Below are 24,365 nucleotides of genomic sequence, written 5' to 3'. Positions count from 1 at the left end.
GACAGGATTCAGGCGAACTCGGCGATGAGTTCGACCTCGACGGGAGCATCGAGCGGCAGGACCGCAACGCCGACGGCGGAACGGGCGTGCTGCCCCTTCTCACCGAAGATCTCCCCCAGGAGCTCGGACGCGCCGTTGATGACGGCCGGCTGACCGGTGAAATCGGGGGTGGACGCCACGAAACCGACGACCTTCACGATCCGGGTGACCCGGTCCAGGTTGCCGATGACGCTCTTGACGGCCGCGAGGGCGTTGACGATGCTCGTGGCGGCGAGTTCCTTGGCGCGCTCGGCGCTCACGGTACCCTCGGCGACCTCCGCGGAGACCTTTCCGGTCACTGGGAGTTTGCCCTCAATAAAGGGGAGCTGACCCGCGGTGTAGACGTGGGCGCCACTGACCATGGCCGGCACGTAGGCCGCCACCGGCGCGGCGACCTCCGGAAGCCTCAGTCCAAGCTCCGCCAGACGGGCCTCGATGGCGCTGTTCTCAGCGTTGACGTGGGAAGACATACTCAGGCCTTCTCCCTCTTCAGATAGGCGACCAGGCCGTTTCCATCAGGTCCGGGGACCACCTGGACGAGTTCCCAGCCGTCGTCGCCCCAGGTGTCCAGGATCTGCTTCGTGGCGTGGATGATCAGTGGTACGGTCGCGTACTCCCATTTGCTCATGAGGTCAAGCGTAGTGGCTCCGGCTAGACTGGAGAACATGGCTCAAGCGAAGAATCCGCTATTCGACACTGCCACGGTCTTGGGGAAGATCGTGGCATTTCTGGGCGTCAGTGCTCTCTGCGGGGTCCTGGTGGCGGGACTCCTGGTCCCTGCCGCCGCGGTGACCGGCAGTGCGGCGAGTGGCTCCGTCCAGTTCTTTGAGGACCTTCCCGGAGAACTGACGGTCGCTCCTCCGGGGCAGGCGACCCGCGTCCTGGCGGCCGACGGCTCCCAGATCGCGACGATCTTCGCTGAGAACCGGACCCGTGTGGCGCTCAAGGACATCTCCCCGTTCGTGAAGGACGGAATCGTCGCCATTGAGGACAACCGCTTCTACGAGCACGGCGGCGTGGACCCCACCGGTATCGCGCGTGCCCTGGTCGCCACGGCCAAGGGCGGACGCCAGGGTGCGTCCACCATCACGCAGCAGTACGTGAACAACGTCATCAACGAGTCCCTCGTCGCCGAGGGCCGCGATGACGAGGTCAAGCTCAACGGAACGTCGAGCAAGACCGTCGGCGTGAAGCTGCGCGAGATGAAGCTCGCCATCGCGCTCGAGAAGAAGATGACCAAGGACCAGATCCTTGAGGGCTATCTCAACATCGTCTTCTTCAACGCCAACGCCTACGGCATCGAAGCCGCGGCACGGTACTTCTTCTCCACGTCCGCCAAGGATCTGACACTGCCGCAGGCGGCCATGCTCGCCGGCGTCGTCAACAACCCCTCCGCCTACGATCCGGTGACCAATCCGGAGAACGCCAAGATGCGTCGCGACCTGGTCCTGGACGCCATGCTGAAGAACGGGAAGATCACCCAGAAGCAGCACGACGACGCGGTCAAGACCCCGGTGACCACCAAGATCACCCGTCCCCGCCAGGGCTGCCAGTACTCCACCACCGCTCCGTACTTCTGTGACTACGTCGAGCACCTGATCCTCAACAACCCGGCGTACGGCGACACTCAGCAGGACCGCATTAAGCTGCTCCAGCGCGGTGGCCTCACCATCAAGACCACCCTGGACCCGCGGCTTCAGAAGCCGGCCCAGGAGCAGGTCGACTCCACCGCCGGCAATGTCAACGCCGAGAAGTGGGGCGCCTCCCTCATCACGGTTCAGCCGGGCACGGGCAAGATCGTGGCCATGGCCCAGAACTCCCGCAAGGTGGAGAACCAGGGCTCTCCGATCGTGACGGACTACAACTACAACGTGGACCGGATCGACGCCAACGGTAATCCGCTGGGCGGCATGGACGGGTTCCAGCCCGGCTCGACCATGAAGCCGATCACCCTCAGCGCCTGGCTGACGGAAGGCAAGCGGACGGACGACGTCGTGGATGCCACACGGACCGTCTATCCCTATGGCTTCCCCTGGAAGACGACCTGTACACCGGTGACGGACGCCTACGACCCGTCCGTTCCCGGCTCCGTCGCCCTGCAGAACTCCGAAGGGAATCTTTACGAGCGGATGACCGTGCGACGAGGCGTCACCCTGTCCGTCAACACGGCGACCTTCGCCACGGCGGCGGCCCTCGACGACTTCTGTGACATTCAGCGGATGGCGGACGCTCTTCAGCTCCACACCACCCAGGCCAACGCCAAAACCCCTCAGAAGCTCGACATGCACATCCTGGGCAATATCCTCGGCAGCACCCAGGTGGCGCCCATGACCATGGCCAGTGCCTTCGCGACCTTCTCGAACAACGGCACCTACTGCGAACCGATCGCCATCGACTCCGTGGTCGATCCGCAGGGCAAGAAGTATCCGGGACAGACCTCCAGTTGCAAGGAGGTCATCAAGCCGGATGTGGCCAAGGCCGTCACCAGCGTTCTTCAGGACGTCATGAACAAAGGGTCGGGTCTCCTGATCCCGGAGAAGGTCCCGGCTCCCATCGCGGGCAAGACCGGTACCAACAACACGAACTCCCAGACGTGGGTGGTCGCGTACACCAAGGGTCTCGCCACGGCGTCCTACTTCGGCAAGGTGTTCGGAAAGGCCGCGACCGAATGGGGCCAGGGTGTCAAGGTCAACGACGTGCCTTACGCCCGCATTGACGGCTCTGATATTGCAGGTCCCCAGATGGCCCGGTACATGCAGAAGGTCGTCGGGCTTTACAACACGAGCGAATTCGACCCGGCGCCCGACTCCCTCCTCGGCAGCTCGTACACCCCGCCGCCCGTCCAGCCGGTGAACCCGCCGTCGAACACGCCGGAAGACCAGAAGCCCACTGACACCAAGCCGACCGGTGGCGGTAACAACGGCGGCAGCAACAACGGCGGCGGCAACAACAAGCCCAACCCCAAGAAGACGCCGTGACCATGGGTGACCCGCTGACAGGGCAGCTGAACGCTGCCACGTCGCTCGCAGGCCGCGTCCGGGAAACCGGGCGCGGCCTCGCCGCAACCGCTGCGAAGACGGCCGTGCTGGCCGGCGTCGCGGGTGCGGCCGGTCTGGCGTATGGCTCCTGGGAGAAGAACCAGTTCGGTGTCCGCCACGAGGAACTGGCCATCCTTCCCGAGGGCGCCGAGCCATTCCGGATCCTGCACCTGAGCGACATCCACTTCATCCCGGGGCAGCGCAAGAAAGCCGAGTGGCTGCGCTCCCTCGACGACCTCAACCCCGACCTGGTGGTCAACACCGGGGACAACCTGAGCCATCGTGATGCCATCGACCCGCTGCTGGATGCTCTGAAACCACTTCTGAACAGGCCCGGCGTGTTCGTTCCCGGCTCCAACGACTACTTCGCCCCGCGGCTGAAGAGTCCCCTGGCCTACTTCGCGGGCCCGTCCCGCCAGCGCAAGGAACCGGTCGCGCTCGACTGGCCGCGCCTGCGCGCCGGGTTCGGCATGTCCGGATGGGTCGATCTGACCAACCGCAACCAGTCCCTGGTGTTCAACCGGATGCGCTTCGACTTCTCCGGCATGGACGATCCGCACATCGAGCGTGAGCGTTTCACCGGCTGGCCGCAGGGCATCGCCGCCGGGGCGGCTCCGTCGCTGCGCGTCGGCGTCGTGCACGCACCGTATCAGCGGGCCCTGGACACGCTCACCGAGGCTGGCGCCGAGCTGATCCTCTCCGGCCACACGCACGGCGGTCAGGTCTGCATCCCCGGCTACGGCGCACTCGTGTCCAATTGCGATCTGCCCACCTGGCGGGCCCGCGGCCTGCACGACTGGGAAAGCAAGGGGCACACGACGCCGGTCAACGTCTCCGCTGGGATCGGCACCTCCCGCTTCGCGCCGTACCGCATCGCCTGCCGCCCTGAAGCCGTGATGCTGGAGCTGACGGCACGCGAGGGCTGACCGACGCTCGCACAATTTGGAATATGACTTCTCCTGCGGTGACACTGACGTCACGTCACGAGTCACTAAGGAGTTTCATGAAGAAAGTGCTTTCGTCCCTGGCCGTTCTCGCTGTCGGCCTGGCGGCCACGCTGCTCAGCGCGGCACCCGCATCTGCACAAATCACCGACGGAGCCGACCCTCAGGCGTCGGGATGTTCAGCCGATGCCTACAACGTCGCTTCGTGGCCTGCCTACGACTACGACGGCGCGTACAAGGCCAACGTGGAGCTGAGGTACTCGCCTAAATGCGGCACGAACTGGGTCCGCGTCACTCAGCAGAATGCCGCCTATCAGATGGTTGCGTCGATCCGGCTGGATATCCCGAACGGCACATACGTCCCAGGGACATATGCTCGCGGGGTCGGCAACGGCTACGCGTATTGGTGGACCGGCATGTTGAAAGCGCCTGGTTCCACATGCGTACTGATTAATATGTCAGGAAACACGTCCGTGGCTCAAACCCTGAACTGGCCGACCAGACGAGTCTGCTAGTCACTCACGATCTCTGCTCCAAGTTCGGCCCGGTCATCATGATCGGAACATCGCCCGATGCCCTGGCTGCTCTTATCAGCCAGGGCATCGAGCCGTCCGCTAGGGCCTCGCAAGCTGTCAAACCCGTGTCACGGCCACTGACTTCCCGGGCAATCCCGCCACCCTCACAAGGCTGGCAAGGGCCGCCAACGGAACCGCTCGGCACGCTCATCCGTCATGCAGCGGCTCGGGATTTGCATCATCAGTTATCGACTTTACAAATACGCACTTCCCGTTGATGATTGCCCCATGAAACTTCTTGCTCCTCGAGCCCGCAGAGTCCTCGCCGGTCTCGCGGCATTGACGACCGTTGCTGTTGGCGGCGTCATCACCGCTTCGCCAGCCCAGGCCGCTTCCTGCTATCACGTGAGCTGCGAAGGGCTGAACCCTCAAACGACAGGGTGCAGCAACGATGCCTACACGATCGGATGGTTCGGTGCCGAGGAAGTCCGTTGGTCTCGAGCTTGCCAAGCGGTCTGGCTGCGTAACAACTCATACCCGATTTCAGGATTTCAATCCATTCGCTTGTTCACCAAGGACACCTACTACAGCGGAACCTGGATCCAAGAGCACGTCTACCAGGCGTACCCCGTGAACTACACCACTGCGTACTGGACGTCTATGGCCTACATGGACTCGAGCCAGATGGTGAAGATCGGCTATCCCCCGCAAGACTCCGGGTACTTCAACACCCTCCCCCTCTGACCACTCTCTGCAGCTATTCGAGGGTCTACCCGGGCAACGCCGTTCCGGTCTTCCAGCAAGAGGAGGTCGGTCCTCGGTGCCAGGGGTCGAACTTCGCGGCCCACACCTTTACACGAGGACCCCATGTCTATGACTCTCCCCTTCGGCAAAATCATGTCCAGAGGAATCGCCACGACGGTCGTTGCGGTTCTTACAGCCACTCTGTTGCAGGTCCCAGCCCAAGCGAGCGCTGAGATCACGCCTCGTGCCTCGGCCACCAGCGCCCAGGTCCCGTCTCCCCGGACGATAGACGGAGCCACCTCCAGCGATCTGGCTCTCGACGGGTATGGAGACGAGTCGGGTTATCACCTGCAAATCGCCCGGGGGGCCAACGACTATCAGTGGCAATCGCTGGCCACCATTCGCCCGCAGAACGCCAACGTTTCCTCGTGGACTGGATACCAGTGTCTGACCGGGGACGGACGCTTTGCCGCAGTGGAAATCTTGGCTTCGTCGGCTGTCACCGTGAGTGCCGCACGGGCTCACGGCGCCTTTGCCTACTCGATCGAAACGGCCACGGGCAAAGTCACTCCGCTCGCAACCGGGGTCGGTCTGAAGTACTTCTCACCGGCGTGCGGGAAGGATGATGTCGTTGCCTTCACTGCCGGCTTGGGCGCTGAGGAACAGACCACTGACGTGGTCGTTTTCGATCTGGCCGCTCGGAAGAAGATCCGTCAGACCACGGTCGCTTCACAGGTGACGTCCCCCGTTCTGACGCAGCGAGGCCTCATCGGAGTCGCAGGATCCTCGCTGGTGTCCCTCGACGGAAACGGGACCGCCGCACATCCTGCCACACCGAAGGTTCTTGCAACGGTTGACGGAGCACCATTCAACCTGCGGCCCTCTCAGCGGGGCGGCGTCGATTTCCTCGTCGCGAAGCCGGATTCCCAGCGCGGCGAACTGATGCACTACGACGGAAAATCCGCCACAACACTCGGAGCCGGGAAGCTCAATCAACTTTCCCTCACGGGTACAGGCCGCGGCCCGAACACTGTCGTGGGCCTGGAGGGAAAGTCGAGCAGCGGCCAGTTCAACCTCGTCGATGCCGCCAAACTTCCCGGCATGCTGGACGCCGTTTCGCTCCATGGTCAGGCCGTTTTCACGGTCAAGACGACGCCGCGGGGCGCCGTGAAGGCGGAACAGTCTGCAGACGAAGCTGCCAAGGCGTCGGTTCAGGAACGGCAGGTACTCAAGGTCACCACGGGCGAGGTTGGCGATCGGACATTCGACTCCGCCGTTGTCCAGACGCAGACCGACGTGTCAGACGATGTGCCGGATGGTGTCGTCAGTGACCACTCCTCCGAAAGAAACTTCAGCGCACCTCGGGAGAAAGGCAGGCATTCCGGAAACGGCGTGCACCGATCTCCAGCACCTACGACCCAACCGCCATCACGAGTCGGCGTCAAACCAACGAACGCACCGAGTGCTGCCCAGACCAGCACCGCAACCCTCGCAAGTGTCCTGACTCCGAGGACAGCCACCGCCGCCGGAACGCCGACGTGTTCAATCGCTCGGCTAGACCCGGCCATGCAGGTGACGCAACCGTCCAACGCCCAAGTCAACTGGGCCGTCCAGATGGCAGAACAGGGTTTGCTTTCCGGTTCGCAGTATTCACGACCTGCGAACTTCCACAATATGGGCTTGGCGGCCTATGCCCCGAGCGATGACTTCTCACCGATTCCTCTGACCCACCCCTCCGGGAGTTCTCAGACCACGGTCCCACGGTCGGTGATGCTGGGCATCCTGGCGCAGGAATCCAACTTCAATCAGGCCTCGTGGCACGCGCTTCCGGGCGTCTCCGCCGATCCGCTCATCGCTGACTACTACGGGTCGGCCGGAAGCATCGATCAGATCGACTATCCCAGCGCGGACTGCGGGTACGGTATCGCCCAGGTGACGAATGGCATGCGTGCCGGCGATTCATCTCTGAGCCTCCACGGCCAGATGAAAATCGCGAACGACTACCAGGAGAACATCTCAGCAGGACTGCAGATCCTGGAGGACACCTGGAACCAGCTCTACTCGGCTGGCATCATCGCCAATGACGGCGACCCTTCCAAGCTGGAGAACTGGTACTTCGCCCTATGGGCTTACAACTCGGGCATTCAGCCCACGGCGGCGTTCGGGAACAGCACGGGCTGCACCCCCGGCCCCAGCTGCACCGGCCCCGACGGAACCTGGGGAGTGGGCTGGGCGAACAACCCGCGCAACCCGGCGTTCCCGCCCAACAGGGCCCCCTTCCTGCAGAACAGCTATGCCGACGCGGCCCACCCTGCCGATTGGCCTTACCAGGAACGCGTCCTTGGCTGGATGGCCAGCCCTCTGATCCGCTACGGGTATTACGGGTTCTCGACCCCCGACTACCATGGCGCCAGCTGGATTCAATTCCCGGGTGTCAATGCGATGTGCGATAGCAGCAATAGCTGTAATCCCACCGATGCCACAGGGAAGTACTGCACCCTGGCCGATTACGAATGCTGGTGGCACAAACCGGCCACATGGGTGACGAACTGCGCAGCATCCTGTGCGACATCCGCCTACGAGTATGGGTCCGGAAGCACCGAACCCAGCTACGCGGATCCGCATCCGCCCACCTGCGATCTCGACACCGGGACCGTGCCGCTCTCCGCCATCATCGTGGACGATCAGCCGTCCCCGGCAAAGAACGTCGTGGGCTGTTCGAACTCGAACTGGACGAGCAACGGCACCTTCAGCCTCAACTATGGAAAAGACGCCTCGGGCGCCCCTGTCGGGCAGATCGACACCCATCAGCTGGGAGTCGGGCTCGGAGGCCGGATGCTCTTCACTCACACTCAACCCAGCACCGATACCGCGGTCATCAACACGGGCACGTGGACACCCAACCTCCCCAGTCTCCAGTACTACAAGGTCAAGGTTCATTTCCCGGCCACCGGGGCCACGGCCACGGATGTCGTGTACACGATCAATCCCGGCGGTGGAGTGGCTCCCTGGAAGTTCCGGGTGAACCAGGACTGGGGTTCCGAACAGTGGGCCACTCTCGGAACGTTCGCGATGCAGAACGGCGCCTCGGTCAGCCTGGACAACTCCAGCAACATGACCGCAGGCGTGTACGACGTCGCCTACGACGCCATCGCGTTCATCCCCATGGGAGGCACTCCTGGCAGCCCGATCGGTGGCCCGGCGGGTGTTCAGGACGAGCCCAAGGGTTCCAACCCTGCGTTCGTGAACTGTGGATGTGTGCAGCGCACAGCCGGAGACCCGGTGAACACCCAAACCGGGTACTACGGTGACAATGCCACTGATCTGAGCACGCCTGGCCTGGGTATCGCCTTGAATGTGAGCCGATCCTATGCGTCAGCTCTGGCGGACCCGTCCGGGCCCAACAAGAGTCTCGCCGTGAACGGCCCCTTCGGCTGGGGATGGACGTACAACTACGGCTTGTCCGCTACCACCGATGCCACCACAGGCAGGGTCACCATCCTGCAAGAAGACGGCTCCCGAGTCGCCTTCAATCTCTCAGGTGGGGTGTACTCCACGACAGCACCACGGTTCGACGCCACCTTGGTCAAGAACGGCACCACGTATGTTTACAAGCGACGTGGCAACACGATCTTCACCTTCGACACCGCCACAGGGCGCTTGAGCAGCGAATCCGACCTTGCCGGTTCCGTCGCCTCCACCCCGTATGCGACCACCTTCACCTATGACGGTTCAGGGCACCTGTCGACGGCGAAGGATCCAGCTGGTCGCACCTATACCTTCACGTGGACTGGCGCCCACATCACCAGCGTCAAAGACTCGGCCAACCGGCAAATCGACTACGGCTACGACGCCAACGGCAACCTCACCGACGTCTACGGTGTGGGAACCGTCCGCACGGGCGGGACTGACGACAATTCGGACCGGACCCAGTACGGATACACCAGCGCGCATCTCCTCAATTCCTGGCGGACGCCGGCGAACTATGGGAAGACCGGCACCCCCGCACCGGTCATGTCGATGGTTTATGACGCCAAAGAACGGGTGACCTCTCAGACCGACGCGATCGGCCGGACCACCACTTTCGTCTACGGCCCCGACACCACCACTGGACTGCTCCAAGGGCAGACCCAGGTGACCGATCCAGCCGGGCACAAGACCATCGACACTTACGACACCAACGGTCTGCTTACCAGCGAGACCCGTGGGGCAGGCACCGCCGACGCCGGGACGTGGAAGTACACCTACGACCCGGTCAGCCTCGGAGTGACCACCGCGGTGGATCCTGGCGGTCACACCACCACGTACTCCTACGATGACCACGGTAATCGCATCTCCTCGTCGGACGCGGCCGGAAACACTACGGTCCATCAGTACGACAATGCAGGACACCAGGTGCTGAGCATCTCCCCCACCGGGCTACGGACAGCCACCACGTACTCGACCGCCGGAGTCCCCACACAGGTCTCCGTCAGCGAAACTTCGGCGCCCTTGGGAAACTCCACCGTCAGCACCACAACCACTCCCGGAGTCCGCACCATCGGATACGCCTACAGCGACGCCGCACACCCAGGTTTGCGGACATCCACCACAGACGCGCGCGGCAAGGTCACCACGATTGGGTACGACCCCTACGGTGATGTGACGTCCATTACTGACCCGCTGAACCATAAAACACTGATGGGCTACAACACCTCGACCGGGTGGCTGACCAATACCGTGTCCCCTAGCGGCACCTCGAACGGAATCACCACCACGTGCGCCCCTCCCGCGAAGGGCTGCACGACCTACGGACACGATGCCTGGGGCAACACCACCATCGTCACTGACCCCCTCGGCCACCAATCGAAGGCCGTCTTCGATGCCAACGGCCGCAAGACGTCCACCACCGATGCGAACAACCACACGACCGTCATCACCTATGACGCAGCCGGACAAGCCATCTCCGTCAAAGCGCCTGACAACACCATCGCTTCCACGGCGTACACCCCCACCGGCAAGGTCGCGTCCACCACGGACGGTCTCAAGAACAAGACAAGTTACGGTTACGACGGCCAAGACCGGCAAATCACGGTCACTGATGCAGACAACCACATCACGACCACTGCCTACGATCCCGCCGGGCTGACCACCAAGACCATCACCCCGAAGAACGTCTCCGCAAGCTACAGCTATGACGCTTCCGGACGGTTGGCGTCACTGAGCTACTCGGACGGAACTCCCGGGATCAGCGGAGTCGTCTACGACCAGAACAACCGCAAGGTCTCGGCCACGGACGGCACCGGTGCCAGCACCTGGGCCTTCGACGAATTCGGAGAGATCACCGAACACACCAACGGCGCCGGCTCCACCATCGGCTACGGCTACGACCAAGCAGGAAACCTCGTCAGCGAAAGCTATCCCGGGTGGAATGGGGCCGTAACGCGAAGCTACGACGACTCCGAACAGCTCTCCACTGTTGCTGACATGAGCGGCAACACCACCACCATCGGCTACACGATCGACGGCCAGATCAACAAACTCGCGTACCCTAATGGCACCGCTGTCACCAACACGCTCAACGATGCAGGACAGCTCACCGCACAGGCCCTTACCAAGGGCGCCACCTCTCTCGCCTCACTCAGCTACACCCGCGACAATGCGGGGCAGCTTACTGGCCAGACTCCTACGGGCCTCCCCGGTCAGGCCGAAACCTACGCATACACCGCCAACAATCAGCTGGGCACCGTCACGACAGGTGGCACACCCTCGACCAATGCCTACGATGCAGCGAACAACGCCACCACCGTCCGCAACGACAGCCAGGCGTTCGACCCCGCCAACCAGCTCTGCTGGAGTTCAACAACCACCACCAGCTCTCCCAGTTGCGCCACGAAGCCAGCCGGCGCCACGGCCTACGCATACGACGCGGACGGCAACCGGACGAGCACCATGCCCACCAGCGGGGCCGCCAGCACCTACACGTACAACGGTGCCGACGAGCTCACCAAAGCTGTCACCGCGGCCGGCACCACCACGTACTCATACGACGGCGCGGGGTTTCGGAGCAGCAAAACCAGCGGAACCACGACAACGCCCTTCATCTGGGACGACGCATCAACTCCGAACCTCCTCGAAGACGGAACCAACACTTGGATCTATGGACCCGGCGGCGTTCCACTGGAGCAGCTCACAGCCGGCCCTTCCCCTCAAACCAGCTTCTTCTTCGGTGACCAGATCGGGTCTACTCGCGCGCTCACTGATGGCACGGGAAACCTGGCAGGTAGCTACGCTTACGACGCTCACGGCACGACCACGAGCCACACCGGCACCGCAACGACCCCATTGCAATACGTTCATGGGTACCTCGACTCGGAGACCGGATTCACTTACTTCCGAGCTCGCTACTACGACCCGAAAACAACACAGTTCCTCACTCGCGATCCTGCGTACCAAAAGACCCTCCAGTGGTATGCGTATGCGGGCAACAACCCACTCAACGCGGTCGATCCAACCGGCCTCGACTGGTGGAACGACTCAACGTTCTGGATGAATGCAGGGATTGTCGTTGCCAGCGTCGCCATAGACATTGGAACAGCTGGTCTCGCCACCCCCGAATTGGCTATGCTCGACGGCGCAATTTTTGCCGGAGAAGCAGTCGAAGCGGGAGCGGTTGTAGCGGAGAGTTCCGCCGCCGAAACTCTTCCGGTACTTGAGATTAGTGCGGAAAAAATGCCCAATATTGCACAGAGTATTCAAGAAGCACAGGACGCTGGATACCCGAACGTACTGACAAGAACAACGGACCCTGAACAGATTGCCTCGAATCGAGCAGCTGCCTGCCAGGACTTCTGTGGCGAGGGAAGTCCCGACGAATACCCCTTTGCGTCTACAGGAGAAGGCGGGGACGGCGCCTGGGTACGAGGTGTGCCGCTTCAGGAACAACGCATCCAAGGAGGTACACTGTCTCAGTTCTATCGTCGGAACAACATCTGCCATGGCGATTCGTTCCAAGTGAACGTAACCGGATTGCCCTGAAAGAAAAGTGAAATAAGTTAAAGGTGAACTCGATGGAAATTAAGACAACCTTCTCAATTTTGCCAATCTATGGGCAAGTTGCAATTCTCGACGCTGAAACCGCAGATATTCCCGAGTGGAAAACTGGGAATGAATCATGCGTCGCCGCCGCTCAAGCGATTCTGGTGGCGACGCAGGCGGATACTGCCGGCAGGGTTACTGTTCACGTATCTACATCAAACGATGAAGAATCTCGCGGAGAACTCAAAATTTTTTCTGGAACAATCTCAATCCCGTCCAAAAAGCTGCAGGTTGGAAACATAATTTCCGGAGAACTGACCTCGTTCGACCTCGGCGCCTCTGAATACTCGATTCACATCTATGCCAACAGAGTCGAGGAGCCTAGCGAGATTCGAATCGTGCTGGACTAACCTCAATTCCAGCCACAAATCTGTTTGCGCAGGCTGCTTGGGCCCTCGATATGAGCCCTTCACCAACGCTACCCCCACCGTTGTCACTGGAATGGAAGACGACCCGCTGACCACACAGCACCGGTATCGTCCGAGCGCCAACTCTGTGTGCTTGAGCTAGTGATTGTGCGTCCTCTAAGTCAAAACGAAGTCGCCGGACGGACGCCTCGACAGAGAATACTCTGTAAACAGCGACGACTTAGGTTTACCGCCAAATCAACGCTGACAAATGCCCAAGATGAACATTCTGAGCAAAGTCAACTACCCTACACTCCCCCCTCCTATCGAACCGACAAGCCGAGGAATTCGATGAGAAAGTTGTTCACTTCCTTTTTAGCTCTTGCGTCCACGATCGGAGCGATCATACTGAGCGCAAATCCCGCATCTGCCCTGGTGACCGATGGTCGTGATCCTCAGAATTCAGGGTGCTCTTCGGACGCCTGCAATGTCGCCAGTTGGCCCCTCTATGACAACAGCGGAATCTACCAAGCAAATGTTGAGCTTCGATACTCCCCTCATTGCGGCAGTAATTGGGTACGCGTCACTCAGCAAAATGCCGCTTACATGATGATCTCGGACATACGCTTGGACAAGCCTAATGGGACTTATACTGGAAACGGCGATTTTGCGAGAGGCGTCGGAAATGGATACGCTATTGGTGGACGGGGATGGTTAGTGCACCCGGCTCCACGTGCGTATTCGTCGAGGTTTCGGGAAATACCAGCATGTCAAGAACTCTCTATTGGCAACGGAAGGTCTGTTGACCACGTCGGGATACCCGCGGTCTATTGAGCAGTCATCCCCGCTCTTTGACCTTTCATGTGGTTGGGACAGCTAGGGCCCTTGTTACGCTAAGGCTACGTCTCTTGACTCCGATCTCTTTGAGAGCAGCCCACCGAACCATCCGCCCGAGTCCACAGTTTCACCTGCGGCCTGAAGTGGGGGCACCAACCGCGCAGGTCCTGATCTGGCAACCTCGGCACTACTTACCGCCTCGATGAGGGTCCCTGCCACAGTCGGCCAGATTTCCAACGCGTCCCGGCCGACCCTGACTTGGCATCGTCATTCGGCGCCCAGCCACGCCGCAAGGAGGTGGCCTAACGCGAGCATTACGCCCGGAATTTGCTGCAACACGCTCCCCGGTCCGATAGTCGGAATCCGGGGCGCGTCGCCGGGAACTCTCGCGGTTTTCTTCGCTGTCGTCCGAGTACTGGTAGTTAGCGAAGTGGCGCTCATCGCTACTGATGGCAGGACCGTCGACACTCCCTCGCCGCGGACTGCCCCGCCATCCCGTGGCACCGCCCACGACGGACCCCGAATCCGCCCACTTGCGTTCATCTGAAACCGTGTGACAAACCGGGCATAAAACCCCGGCGTAGGCTGGTTGCCACAGGTAACGAACACTCACGGCACGGCTCATCGGGAAGCGAAGCGATCACGCAGTATGGCGCAGACTCAGACCACGTTCTTCCACTCGCTCAGACGCCTTTACCCCCATCTGAAGCCGATCATGCCGCGGCTCGTGATGGGTCTTCTCTCCGCGCTCGGCGCCAGCCTCGTCGCCCTGGCGATCCCCCAGGTGCTTCGGAGCCTCATCAACGATTCGCTCCACCCGGGCGGTCAGCCCTCTGAAGTGTGGATCGCCGTCGCGGCCGTCCTGGGGCTCGGTGTTCTGGAAGCCGGTCTGATCGCCCTGCGACGCCAGTTCGTCATCAACCCGGCCACGACCGTCGAGAACGGCCTGCGCGTCTCGCTCTACCGGCACCTGCAGGACCTCGCCGTCGACTTCCACGACCGCTGGGGCTCCGGCCAGCTCCTCTCGCGCGCCATGGCGGACCTCAACTTCCTCCGGCGCTGGATGGCGTTCGGGGCGATCATGCTGGTGGTCACGTCGCTCACGGTCGTCATCGGCGTGGGCATCATGTTCAGCATGAGCTGGCAGCTGGCGCTCGTCTTCCTGGCCGCCGCCATCCCGATCGTCGCCACCGGCACCCGGTTCCGCCGCAACTTCCTGCGCGTCGCCCGCCGCAGCCAGGACCAGGCCGGCGACCTGGCCACTGCCGTCGAGGAATCCGTCCACGGCATCCGCGTCCTCAAAGCCTTCGGCCGCGGCCGAGAAGCGCTCGAGAACTTCAACAACCAGGCCGAAGAGCTCCGGCAGACCGAGATCCTCAAGGCCCGCCAGCTGGCCTTCTTCTCGCTCGTGTCCACGCTCCTGCCAGAACTGGCCCTCGGCGTCGGGCTGGTGCTCGGCATCGCCCTCACGGCGGACGGACAGCTCAGCATCGGCGCGCTCGTCGCCTTCTTCGCGACGGCTGCCGTGGTCGCGGGACCGGTCGAAGCCGTCGGCATGCTGCTCTCCATGGCCCTGACCGCGAAGTCCGCCATCGACCGCCACTTCGAAGTCATGGACAGCCCGGTCACCATCGCCGACCCCGCCGCTCCGCACCGACCGGCCGAGATCGACGGCGCGGTCCGTTTCGAGGGCGTACGCTTCGCCTTCGCGGACAGTCTGGAGGCGAACCTTGACGACCCTCAGTACCTCCTCGAGGACGTGACTCTGGACCTCGCCCCCGGCGAGACCATGGCCCTCGTGGGTGTCACCGGCTCCGGGAAGTCCGCGCTCCTGCAATTGGTGCCGCGGCTCTACGAGGTCACGGACGGCAGGATCACCATCGACGGCCAGGACCTGCGCGAGTTCAGCCTGACCGAACTGCGCAGCATCGTCTCCGTCGCCTTCGAGGACACCACGCTCTTCTCCAGCTCCATCCGGGACAACGTGCTGCTGGGCGCGCCGGCCGACGTGACCTCCTCCGAGGAGCGCGCGACGGCGGCGCTCACCGAGGCGCTCGACGTCGCGCAGGCATCGTTCGCATACGCCCTGCCCGACGGCGTGGACACCCGCATCGGCGAGGAGGGGCTGAGCCTGTCCGGCGGCCAGCGGCAGCGCATCGCCCTGGCCCGCGCGATCGCGGCCCGGCCGAAGGTCCTGGTGCTGGATGACCCGCTGTCCGCCCTCGACGTCGCGACCGAGGAACTCGTGGAGGCGCGGCTCCGGGAGGTCCTGCGGGACACCACGACGCTGATCGTCGCCCACCGCCCGTCCACCGTGGCCCTGGCCGACCGCGTGGCCCTGCTGCAGGACGGCCGGATCGCCGCCGTCGGGACGCACAGCGAGCTGCTCGCGACGAACGAGCACTACCGCTACGTCATCGCAAGCCTCGACCCGGATCCGGTCGATCTGGACAGCGAGCTCGAAGACGAGCTGGAGGACGCGGAGTTCGATAACGAGGTGAACGCATGAGCACGGCACAGACGACCACGCCTGGCTTCGGGACGTCGAACGAGGACTCCTCCCGGCTCGCCGCCGCGGAGAGCCGGGCCGTCCGTAAACGGTCCCTGCGCCTCCTCGGCTCGCTGATCCGGCCCATCCGCGTCCGGTTCTGGCTGACCGTCGCCATGGTGGTGATCTCGCAGGCGGCACACGCCGCGGGGCCGGCGCTCATCGCCTTCGGCATCGACCGTGCGCTCCCGGCCCTGATCCACGGCGACTCGGCGCCGCTGCTGCTGGCCGGCGTCGGGTATCTGCTGGCCGCCGTCGTGACGGCGTGGCTGACCGCGCTGTACGTGACGAGCACCGCGAAGCTCAGCCAGGCGATGCTGCTGGACCTGCGGGTCCGCGTCTTCCGGCACACCCAGCGGCTCAGCCTGGAATTCCACGAGAAGTACACCTCGGGCCGGATCATCGCCCGGCAGACGTCGGACCTGGAGGCGCTCCGGGAACTGCTCGACTCCGGCGTCAGCTCTCTCGCCGCCGGGTTCATGTTCATGGTGTTCACGGCGCTGACGGTGTTCGCGCTCGACTGGCCCAGCGGTCTGATCATGCTCGGCGCGGCCATCCCGGCGACGTTCCTGACCCGCTGGTACCAGAAGCGATCCGAGATCACCTACCGTGAGTCGCGCGTGGTGTCCGCCCGGATCATCGTGCATTTCGTCGAGACCATGACCGGCATCCGCGCCGTCAAGGCGTTCCGCAAGGAGGCCCAGAACACGCGGGAGTACACGGACCTGTCCGAGGAGTACCGCCAGGTCACGGTGCGCTCCATCAACCTCAACGGCATCTTCCTCCCGGCCCTGGTGCTGCTCGGCAACATCACGGTGGTGGTGGTCCTGGCCGTGGCCGGGTTCCGCGTCCTGCACGGCGAGCTGGCGGTCGGCGTGCTGCTGGCCCTGGTCCTGTCGGTCAAGCGGTTCTTCCAGCCGGTTGACCAGATGGCCATGTTCTACAACTCCTTCCAGAGCGCTCAGGCCGCCCTGGAGAAGGTGTCCGGACTGCTCGAAGAGGTCCCGACCGTGCGGCCGCCCCGCGAGCCGGTCCCGCTGCCCGCGGCCGAAGGACGGATCGAGTTCAAGAACGTCGAATTCCGGTACGGCGACGGTCCCGTGGTGGTCCCGGAACTGAACCTCACCATCCCCGCGGGGCAGACCGTGGCACTGGTCGGCCAGACGGGAGCTGGCAAGTCCACGCTCGCCAAACTGATCGCCCGCTTCTACGACGTCAGCGCGGGCTCACTGACCCTCGATGGCGTGGAATTGTCCCGGATCTCCACCTCGGAGCTGCGACGGGCCGTGGTCATGGTGACCCAGGAGGCGTTCCTGTTCAGCGGCAGCGTGGCGGACAACATCGCCCTGGGCCGACCGGGGGCCAGCCGCGAGGAGATCGAAGCGGCGGCCCGGGCCGTCGGCGCGGACACGTTCATCCGGGCGCTCCCCGAGGGCTACGACACCGATGTGAACAAGCGCGGCGGGCGCGTCTCCGCGGGGCAGCGGCAGCTCATCAGCTTCGCCCGCGCGTTCCTGGCGGACCCGGCGGTGCTCATCCTGGACGAAGCCACCTCCTCCCTGGACATCCCCAGTGAGCGGCTCGTGCAGGAGGGCCTCGCGCGGCTTCTGGGCGGCGGCGCGGACTCCCCCACCCGGCGTCCCGCGGACGACGACGGCGCGGACCGGCCCGCCGTCGTCGCGCCGGAGAGCGGGGCCGGAGAAGCCGTGGCCGGGGATGCGCTCACTGGAAAGGCAGTGGCGCACCGGCGCACGGCCCTGATCATCGCGCACCGGCTCTCCACGGTGGAGATCGCGGACCGGGTCCTGGTGGTCCATGACGGCCGGATCGTGGAGGACGGCACCCCGGACCAGCTCATCCGGGACGGTGGACGCTTCGCCGCCCTGCACGGCGCCTGGCGCGACTCGCTGGTCTGAGCCCTCCCCCTGTGACGGGCTCCTTCGGGCCTGATCACCGGGGAGTTCGGGGTCCGCAGCGGCCCTGACGTCCCCGATTTCAAAACTCGGGCCGGATCCGCTATTCTTGTAGGGTTGCTTGCCGGGGAAACCCGCGAGTCAACGGATCGGGATGTAGCGCAGCTTGGTAGCGCGCTTCGTTCGGGACGAAGAGGTCGCAGGTTCAAATCCTGTCATCCCGACCACGGAAAGCCCCGCTCTCACGAGCGGGGCTTTTGCTGTACCCGGGCAGGTTCCCAGTCCCTTCCCAGCCGACGGGGGTTCACCGCGACAGCCCGGCCTCCTAGGCTGGGCACATGACCGCTCCCCGCAGAAAGTCCCAGCACTCCTCCGCCTTCGGCAGCGACACCTCGAACGCGTCCATCGAACTGAATCCGCTGTTCAGCCGCCCGGGTGAGGCCACAGAGTTCCCCCGCTTCAGGCTTCCGGACGGGGCTGCGCTCCCTTCCACGGCATACCAGATCGTCCATGACGAAGCGATGCTTGACGGCAACGCCCGCCTCAATCTGGCCACCTTCGTGGGCACCTGGATGGACGCCGAGGCCGGGAAGCTCTACGCCGAGACCGTCGACAAGAACATGATCGACAAGGACGAGTACCCGAAGACCGCGGACATCGAGCACCGCTGCTGGCGCATCCTCGCCGACCTCTGGAACGCCCCCGACCCCGAACGCTCCGTGGGCACCTCCACCATCGGTTCCTCGGAGGCCTCCATGCTGGCCGGGCTCGCGCTCAAGCGGCGCTGGCAGCACGCCCGGCGCAAGGACGGCCGGCCCACGGACCGCCCCAACATCATCATGAGCTCCGCGGTCCAGGTCTGCTGGGAGAAATTCTGCAACTACTTCGAGGTGGAGGCCCGGTACGTCCCGATCTCGGAGGAGCGCCCGGTGCTGGACGGCCACGAGCTCGAGAAGCACGTGGATGAGAACACCATCGGCGTGGTCGCGATCATGGGCGTCACTTACACGGGCATGTACGAGCCGGTCGAGAAGATCTCCAAGGCTCTCGACGCGATTCAGAAGGCGAGTGGCCTGGACGTCCCGATCCACGTCGATGGCGCTTCCGGGGCCATGGTCGCGCCGTTCCTGCAGCCGAAACTGGCGTGGGACTTCCGCGTGCCCCGGGTCATCTCCATCAACACCTCGGGCCACAAGTACGGCCTCGTCTACCCCGGGCTCGGCTGGGTGGTGTGGCGGGACGAGTCAGACCTGCCGGAGGACCTGATCTTCCACGTCAGCTACCTCGGCGGGGACATGCCCACGTTCGCCCTGAACTTCTCCCGCCCCGGCGCTCAGGTGCTCCTGCAGTATTACCTGTTCCTGCGGCTCGGGCGTGAAGGCTACCGCTCCGTGCATGCCGCGTGCCGGGACGTCGCGCGTTACCTGGCACACGAGATCGGCGCCATGGAGCCCTTCCAGCTCTGGAACGACGGCTCAGACATCCCGGTCTTCGCCTGGCGTCTCAAGCCCGGCTTCACGGGCGAATGGACCTTGCAGCACCTCTCCGACCGGCTCCGCATGGCGGGCTGGCTGGTGCCGGCGTATCCGATGCCGGACGGGATGACGGATCTGACCGTGCAGCGCGTCGTGGTCCGCAACGGTTTCACCCGCGATCTCGCGGAGAGCTTCCTGCAGGACCTGCGCACCGCCGTCGAGTTCCTCGAGAAGGCGCCCACGCCGCTCCCCGAACCCGGCGAGGCGAACGCGTTCCACCACTGAAGCGGCAGGGGGACCGCCGGGGCGCGGGCCTCACGCGGCGCCTTCCGTTCCCTGTGAAGTCCTTGACCGGCGACTCTACACGGAGGGCCGGCAGGAGGCCTCCGGAAGGACCCTCGCAGCCCCAAGAAATTCGGCCCGCCTGACAAGCTCAGCCCCTGGTCCGGGGCCCTTTATGACATTCCCTGTCACCCGGGAAATCGTGGTGGTCCTGTCCCACCCGGAACGAAATACCGGACGGATCTCCGGGCAACAGAAAGCGGGTGCCTCGCGCATTTGCGAAGCACCCGCTCTGGACGACTCAGACCCTTCCGAGCGAAGGGTTGGTCGACGGTTTAGAAGGGATCGGGCCAGTTGCCGACGTTGAGGCGGGCCGTGTCCGTGACGATGGTCGTCTTGGTCTTGGGCGCCGCGGCGAGGGTGGTGGGATCGGGCCAATTTCCGACATTCAGGCGCGCCGGGTCAGGCCAGTTGCCCACTGCCTGTACGCTCGAAGGATCGGGCCAGTTGCCGACGTTGGCACTCGCGGCGGGGACGCTCAGCGCACTGAGACCCAGGGCCGCAGCCAGGGCCACGCCAGCTGTGAGTTTCTTCAACATGTTCTGCTCTTCCGTGTGGATCTATGGGGAGTGTGAGCTTCAGTGGCAGATACCGCCAGCGATGCGTTGGTACTGACTGGATCGGGAGATCGCTACGGACAAAAGATGATCCGCATTGACATACATTGTAAAGTAATCACAAACGATAATGTCAAGGTTTGAGCGGCTTCCCGGTCTCTTAAACTTGAGGAGGGGCAATGGGCAGCGGATTTGGTGAGCGGCTTCGGGCCGAGCGCCTGGAACGCGGAATGACGCAGGCTGAGCTGGGCAAGGACCTGTACTCGCCCAGTTACATCTCCCTGCTGGAGACGGGTCGGCGCGAACCGACACGCGACGTCATCCAGGAACTCGCCCGGCGACTTGAGCTCGCTCCCAAGGCACTCGAAGAGTGGAACAACCGGGTCACGCAGAACGACGCGGACTACGTCCTGGCCGCCCTGTACGCCCGCCAGGCCTGGGATCTGCGCGACTACGAGCTGGCCGCCCAGCACGCCGCGGAAGCCGCCCGCATCGCCCTGGACGCCAAGAACGTCAGCGCCTGGTGGAACATGCGGTACATGCAGGCCGAGTGTCTGCTCAAGCAGGGCAAGTACTCCGAATGCCAGGGCGTGGTCGAGCAGCTCGTGGAGCACCGCCTGGCCATCGAGAGCGCCGGCCTGGGTGTGCGGGCCCGCCAGATGCTCGCCGCCGTCTGCCATGGTCAGGGCCGGCTCGCGGACTCCGTCGAGCACGCCCGGCAGGCCGTCGCCCTCGGCGCCCAGCTCCCCAAGGACTCCCCCATCTACTCCAGCGCGCTGCGGATCTACATCGGCGCCCTGGCGGAAACCGGCCGTCTGGACGAGGCGTGGGAGCAGTGCAAGATCCTCTCCAAGGAGGTCAGCTCCAAGTCCGTCGATCACATGTCCGGCATCGTCGCCTGGGTGATCGGCAACGTCGCCTTCATGCGCCACGACTACGAGGAGGGCGTGGCTCAGCACGACCGCGCCGCCAAGCTCCTCTCCCCCGGCAACGACATCGAGCAATGGGCCAACTTCAACAAGGCGTCCGCCGCCATGCGCCTGAACTCGGGCATCGTCGAGGCGTCCACCCTCGCCGCGCTGGAGCGGGCCGAACTCGCGCACACCATCGTCTCCGGCACCTTGCGCGACGGGCTCGAACTGCGGTTCATCCGTGCCAAGTGGCTTTACTTGACGGATGAGCTTCCCGCGGCCATCGAGATCCTGCGCGAGGTCGTGGCACAGGAGGACGAGATCGGCATGCACGTCGCGGCCGAGGTCCACCTGCTCCTGGGCAAGGCCCTCAAGGCCACCGATGACCTCCAGGAGGCCATGGCCTACCTGTCCCGGGCCCAGCAGCTCTTCGCCTCCGCCGGCGCCTCCGAGGGCATCCAACAGGCCATGGACGCCATGCTGGAGATCCGGCTCGCCGAACGCCGCGCCAAGGCCAACAGCGCCTGACGCGCGCGGCTGGGCACAGCACGCACGAAGGAGGGGTTCGACGGCGGTGATCACCGCCGTCGAACCCCTCCTTCGTTGTCTCCTACGCCGGCCGGGCCCACGCCGTGGGCTGGCGCTGCGGTTACGCCTCCGGTTCGAAGGCGTGTCCGGTGAGCCGTTCGTAGGCCTCGATGTAGCGGGCGCGGGTCTTCTCCACGACCTCGGCGGGCAGAGCGGGCGGCGGGGTGTCCGACGCCTTGTCCCAGCCCGATTCGGACGACGAGAGCCAATCACGGACGAACTGCTTGTCGAAGCTCGGCTGGGCCTTGCCCGGCTCGTAGGACAGCGCGTCCCAGAAACGGGAGGAGTCCGGGGTCAGGACCTCGTCGCCCAGGGTGATGACGCCCGTGGCCGGATCGGAGCCGAACTCCACCTTGGTGTCCGCCAGGATGATGCCGCGCTTCCGGGCGATCTCCTCGGCCCGCGTGTACACGGTCAGGGTCAGCTCGCGGAGACGGTCGGCCACGTCGGGACCGACGGCGTCCACCACGGCTTCGAAGGTGATGTTCTCATCGTGCTCGCCCACCTCGGCCTTGGCCGACGGGGTGAAGATCGCGGGCTCCAGGCGGGACCCGTCCACGAGTCCCTCCGGCAGCGGCAGGGAGCACACGGTGCGGGATTCACGGTACTCGGCCAGGCCGGAACCGGTCAGGTAGCCGCGCGCGATGCACTCGACGGGGAACATGTCGAGCTTCTTGCACAGCATGGCGCGGCCCACCACGGCCGCGGGAACGCCGTCGGCCTCGGTGGAGCCGAGCACGTGGTGCTCGACGCCGAGCTGGTCGAACCACCACAGGCTCAGCTGGGTCAGGACCTTGCCCTTGTCCGGGATGGTCGATTCGAGGACGTGGTCGAAGGCGCTGATGCGGTCGCTCGCCACCACCAGGAGGCGGTCCGTCGGCGCGTCCGGTCCGACGGGCTCGTAAAGATCGCGGACCTTCCCGGAGTAGACGTGCCGGTACCCCGGCAGCTCCAGGACCTCGGTGTCCAGCCCGCTCATGCCTGCTCCCCTTCCGCTGCCACGTGACGGCCCGGCGCCCGGCGGGACGCCACCACGATCTCCCCGCGAGCGGCCTTCGCCGCGATGTCACGGCGGAACTGGCCGCCGTCCAGCTGGATGAGTTCGATGCCGTCGTAAGCCTTCTCGCGGGCCTCCACCAGGTCATCGCCCAGAGCGACGACGGCGAGCACACGGCCGCCTGCGGAGACCACCTTGCCCTCGTCATCCAGCGCCGTCCCGGCATGGATCACATGGACGCCTTCCAGCGCATTGGCTTTCTTGAGCCCGCGGATCCGGTCGCCCTTGCGAGGGGTGTCCGGGTAGTTCTCCGCGGCCAGGACCACGCACACAGCGCTCTCGCGGGACCAGCGGAGGTCCTCGGCCTGGTCCAGCTCGCCCTTGGCCGCGGCGAGGAGCAGGCCGCCGAGCGGCGTCTTGAGGCGGGCAAGCACGGCCTGCGTCTCCGGGTCGCCGAAGCGGGCGTTGAATTCGATGACGCGCATGCCACGCGAGGTCAGCGCGAGACCGCAGTACAGCACGCCGATGAAGGGGGTGCCGCGGTGGGCCATCTCGTCCACGGTCGGCTGGGCCACCCGGTCGATGACCTCGCCCACGAGTTCCTCGGGAGCCCAGTCGAGCGGGCTGTAAGCGCCCATGCCACCGGTGTTGGGGCCCTCGTCGTTGTCGAAGATGCGCTTGAAGTCCTGGGCCGGAGCCAGCGGGACGGTGGTCTTGCCGTCGCAGAGCACGAAGAGAGAGACCTCGGGGCCGTCCAGGAACTCCTCGATCACCACGGTGCCGCCGGCGTCGAAGCAGGCCTGTGCGTGGGCCAGCGCCTCGTCACGGTCCGAGGTGACCACGACGCCCTTGCCGGCCGCCAGGCCGTCGTCCTTGACCACGTACGGTGCGCCGAAGGTGTCCAGGGCGTCCGCGGCCTCTTCGGCGTTCACGGCGACCTTGGCCAGGGCCGTGGGCACGCCGGCTTCGGCCATGACCTGCTTGGCGAACGCCTTCGATGCCTCGAGCTGGGCTGCGGCGCGGCTCGGGCCGAACACCGGGAAGCCCGCCTCACGCAGCGCGTCGGACACACCGGCGGCGAGGGGCGCCTCGGGGCCGACCACGACCAGGTCCACCTCGAGCTTCACCGCGAGCGCGGTGGCCGCGGCCGGGTCGTTGGCGTCGACGGCGTGGCACGGGACCAGCTGCGCGATTCCGGCGTTGCCGGGTGCTGCGTGGACCTCCGCGACCTGCGGATCGGAGAGGAGGGAGCGGATAATGGCGTGTTCGCGGCCACCCGGGCCAAGGACGAGTACCTTCACAGACACCAAGGGTACTGGGCGGGCCTCGGGCACGCCCAGTCCACGAGGAACGGTGACGTCCCCGTGGGCCCGGGCCCGGTCTGTGCCCGGGCACGCTCGGCTTGCGCGCTCGGTATGCGCTCACCTTGTGTGCTCAGCAGATGCGGGTGCACAGCCGAAACACCCGCATCTGCTGAGCACGCAACCCTGGAG

16 protein-coding genes and 1 tRNA gene are annotated in these 24,365 nt (G+C 64.6%); 12 read left to right on the top strand and 5 right to left on the bottom strand.

Annotated elements, in window-relative coordinates; translation table 11 throughout:
- Nucleotides 1–8: 8 nt before the first annotated feature.
- Together AB6732_RS00330 and AB6732_RS00325 are read right to left on the bottom strand one after the other, a co-directional pair.
- Nucleotides 9–509, bottom strand: coding sequence for a RidA family protein (locus AB6732_RS00330; protein ID WP_370957524.1), 501 nt, complete (start codon nucleotides 507–509; stop codon nucleotides 9–11).
- Between the two features lie 2 nt (nucleotides 510–511).
- Nucleotides 512–667, bottom strand: coding sequence for a DUF4177 domain-containing protein (locus AB6732_RS00325; RefSeq protein ID WP_169795532.1), 156 nt, complete (start codon nucleotides 665–667; stop codon nucleotides 512–514).
- A 37-nt stretch (nucleotides 668–704) separates the two neighbouring features.
- Here AB6732_RS00325 and AB6732_RS00320 point away from each other — a divergent pair, with 37 nt between their 5' ends.
- The 11 genes from AB6732_RS00320 to AB6732_RS00270 all read left to right on the top strand — a co-directional run bounded on the left by AB6732_RS00320 (nucleotide 705) and on the right by AB6732_RS00270 (nucleotide 19,762).
- Nucleotides 705–3,017, top strand: a complete 2,313-nt coding sequence (locus tag AB6732_RS00320; protein ID WP_370957523.1) for a transglycosylase domain-containing protein — start codon at nucleotides 705–707, stop codon at nucleotides 3,015–3,017.
- Between the two features lie 2 nt (nucleotides 3,018–3,019).
- Nucleotides 3,020–4,003 carry a metallophosphoesterase gene (locus AB6732_RS00315; protein WP_370959567.1) on the top strand — a complete coding sequence of 328 codons (984 nt, stop codon included), beginning with the start codon at nucleotides 3,020–3,022 and terminating at the stop codon, nucleotides 4,001–4,003.
- A gap of 77 nt (nucleotides 4,004–4,080) precedes the next feature.
- The gene (locus AB6732_RS00310; RefSeq protein WP_370957522.1) at nucleotides 4,081–4,536 is read left to right on the top strand and encodes a DUF2690 domain-containing protein; all 456 of its coding nucleotides are present in this window, start codon (nucleotides 4,081–4,083) and stop codon (nucleotides 4,534–4,536) included.
- A gap of 564 nt (nucleotides 4,537–5,100) precedes the next feature.
- Nucleotides 5,101–5,280 carry a hypothetical protein gene (locus AB6732_RS00305; RefSeq protein ID WP_370957521.1) on the top strand — a complete coding sequence of 60 codons (180 nt, stop codon included), beginning with the start codon at nucleotides 5,101–5,103 and terminating at the stop codon, nucleotides 5,278–5,280.
- 129 nt (nucleotides 5,281–5,409) lie between these two features.
- Nucleotides 5,410–12,297: an RHS repeat-associated core domain-containing protein gene (locus AB6732_RS00300; protein ID WP_370957520.1), complete on the top strand. Its 6,888-nt coding sequence runs from the start codon at nucleotides 5,410–5,412 to the stop codon at nucleotides 12,295–12,297.
- A gap of 32 nt (nucleotides 12,298–12,329) precedes the next feature.
- Nucleotides 12,330–12,707, top strand: a complete 378-nt coding sequence (locus AB6732_RS00295) for a hypothetical protein (RefSeq protein ID WP_370957519.1) — start codon at nucleotides 12,330–12,332, stop codon at nucleotides 12,705–12,707.
- 348 nt (nucleotides 12,708–13,055) lie between these two features.
- A complete protein-coding gene (locus tag AB6732_RS00290) occupies nucleotides 13,056–13,538 on the top strand; it encodes a DUF2690 domain-containing protein (protein ID WP_370957518.1) in 483 nt (160 codons plus the stop codon).
- Nucleotides 13,539–14,190: 652 nt separating this feature from the next.
- Nucleotides 14,191–16,050: an ABC transporter ATP-binding protein gene (locus AB6732_RS00285; RefSeq protein ID WP_370957517.1), complete on the top strand. Its 1,860-nt coding sequence runs from the start codon at nucleotides 14,191–14,193 to the stop codon at nucleotides 16,048–16,050.
- On the top strand, nucleotides 16,047–18,005 hold the full coding sequence (locus AB6732_RS00280) for an ABC transporter ATP-binding protein (protein ID WP_370957516.1): 1,959 nt from the start codon (nucleotides 16,047–16,049) through the stop codon (nucleotides 18,003–18,005). The genes AB6732_RS00285 and AB6732_RS00280 overlap by 4 nt, the downstream gene beginning before the upstream one ends.
- Before the next feature lie 147 nt (nucleotides 18,006–18,152).
- Nucleotides 18,153–18,229 (top strand) — tRNA-Pro (locus AB6732_RS00275).
- Nucleotides 18,230–18,340: 111 nt separating this feature from the next.
- A complete protein-coding gene (locus AB6732_RS00270; protein WP_370957515.1) occupies nucleotides 18,341–19,762 on the top strand; it encodes a glutamate decarboxylase in 1,422 nt (473 codons plus the stop codon).
- Nucleotides 19,763–20,094: 332 nt separating this feature from the next.
- Here the strand turns inward: AB6732_RS00270 and AB6732_RS00265 are convergent, their stop codons facing one another.
- Nucleotides 20,095–20,358 (bottom strand): hypothetical protein, encoded by a 264-nt coding sequence (locus AB6732_RS00265; RefSeq protein WP_208186851.1) that lies wholly within the window; start codon nucleotides 20,356–20,358, stop codon nucleotides 20,095–20,097.
- A 197-nt stretch (nucleotides 20,359–20,555) separates the two neighbouring features.
- Between AB6732_RS00265 and AB6732_RS00260 the strand changes: the two genes are divergently transcribed.
- The gene (locus tag AB6732_RS00260; RefSeq protein ID WP_370957514.1) at nucleotides 20,556–21,815 is read left to right on the top strand and encodes a helix-turn-helix domain-containing protein; all 1,260 of its coding nucleotides are present in this window, start codon (nucleotides 20,556–20,558) and stop codon (nucleotides 21,813–21,815) included.
- A 121-nt stretch (nucleotides 21,816–21,936) separates the two neighbouring features.
- Here AB6732_RS00260 and AB6732_RS00255 read toward each other — a convergent pair whose 3' ends face one another.
- Both AB6732_RS00255 and purD read right to left on the bottom strand, forming a co-directional pair.
- Nucleotides 21,937–22,854 carry a phosphoribosylaminoimidazolesuccinocarboxamide synthase gene (locus AB6732_RS00255; protein WP_370957513.1) on the bottom strand — a complete coding sequence of 306 codons (918 nt, stop codon included), beginning with the start codon at nucleotides 22,852–22,854 and terminating at the stop codon, nucleotides 21,937–21,939.
- Entirely contained in the window at nucleotides 22,851–24,173 is a 1,323-nt protein-coding gene (purD, locus tag AB6732_RS00250; protein ID WP_370957512.1) for a phosphoribosylamine--glycine ligase, read from the bottom strand. Before purD ends, AB6732_RS00255 begins: the two co-directional genes overlap by 4 nt.
- Nucleotides 24,174–24,365 lie beyond the last annotated feature (192 nt).

This window comes from Arthrobacter sp. RCC_34 (assembly GCF_041360795.1).
Lineage (GTDB): Bacteria > Actinomycetota > Actinomycetes > Actinomycetales > Micrococcaceae > Arthrobacter_E.
The sequence above is the reverse complement of the archived record's forward strand: the minus strand, read 5'-3'. Positions and strand labels throughout refer to the sequence as shown.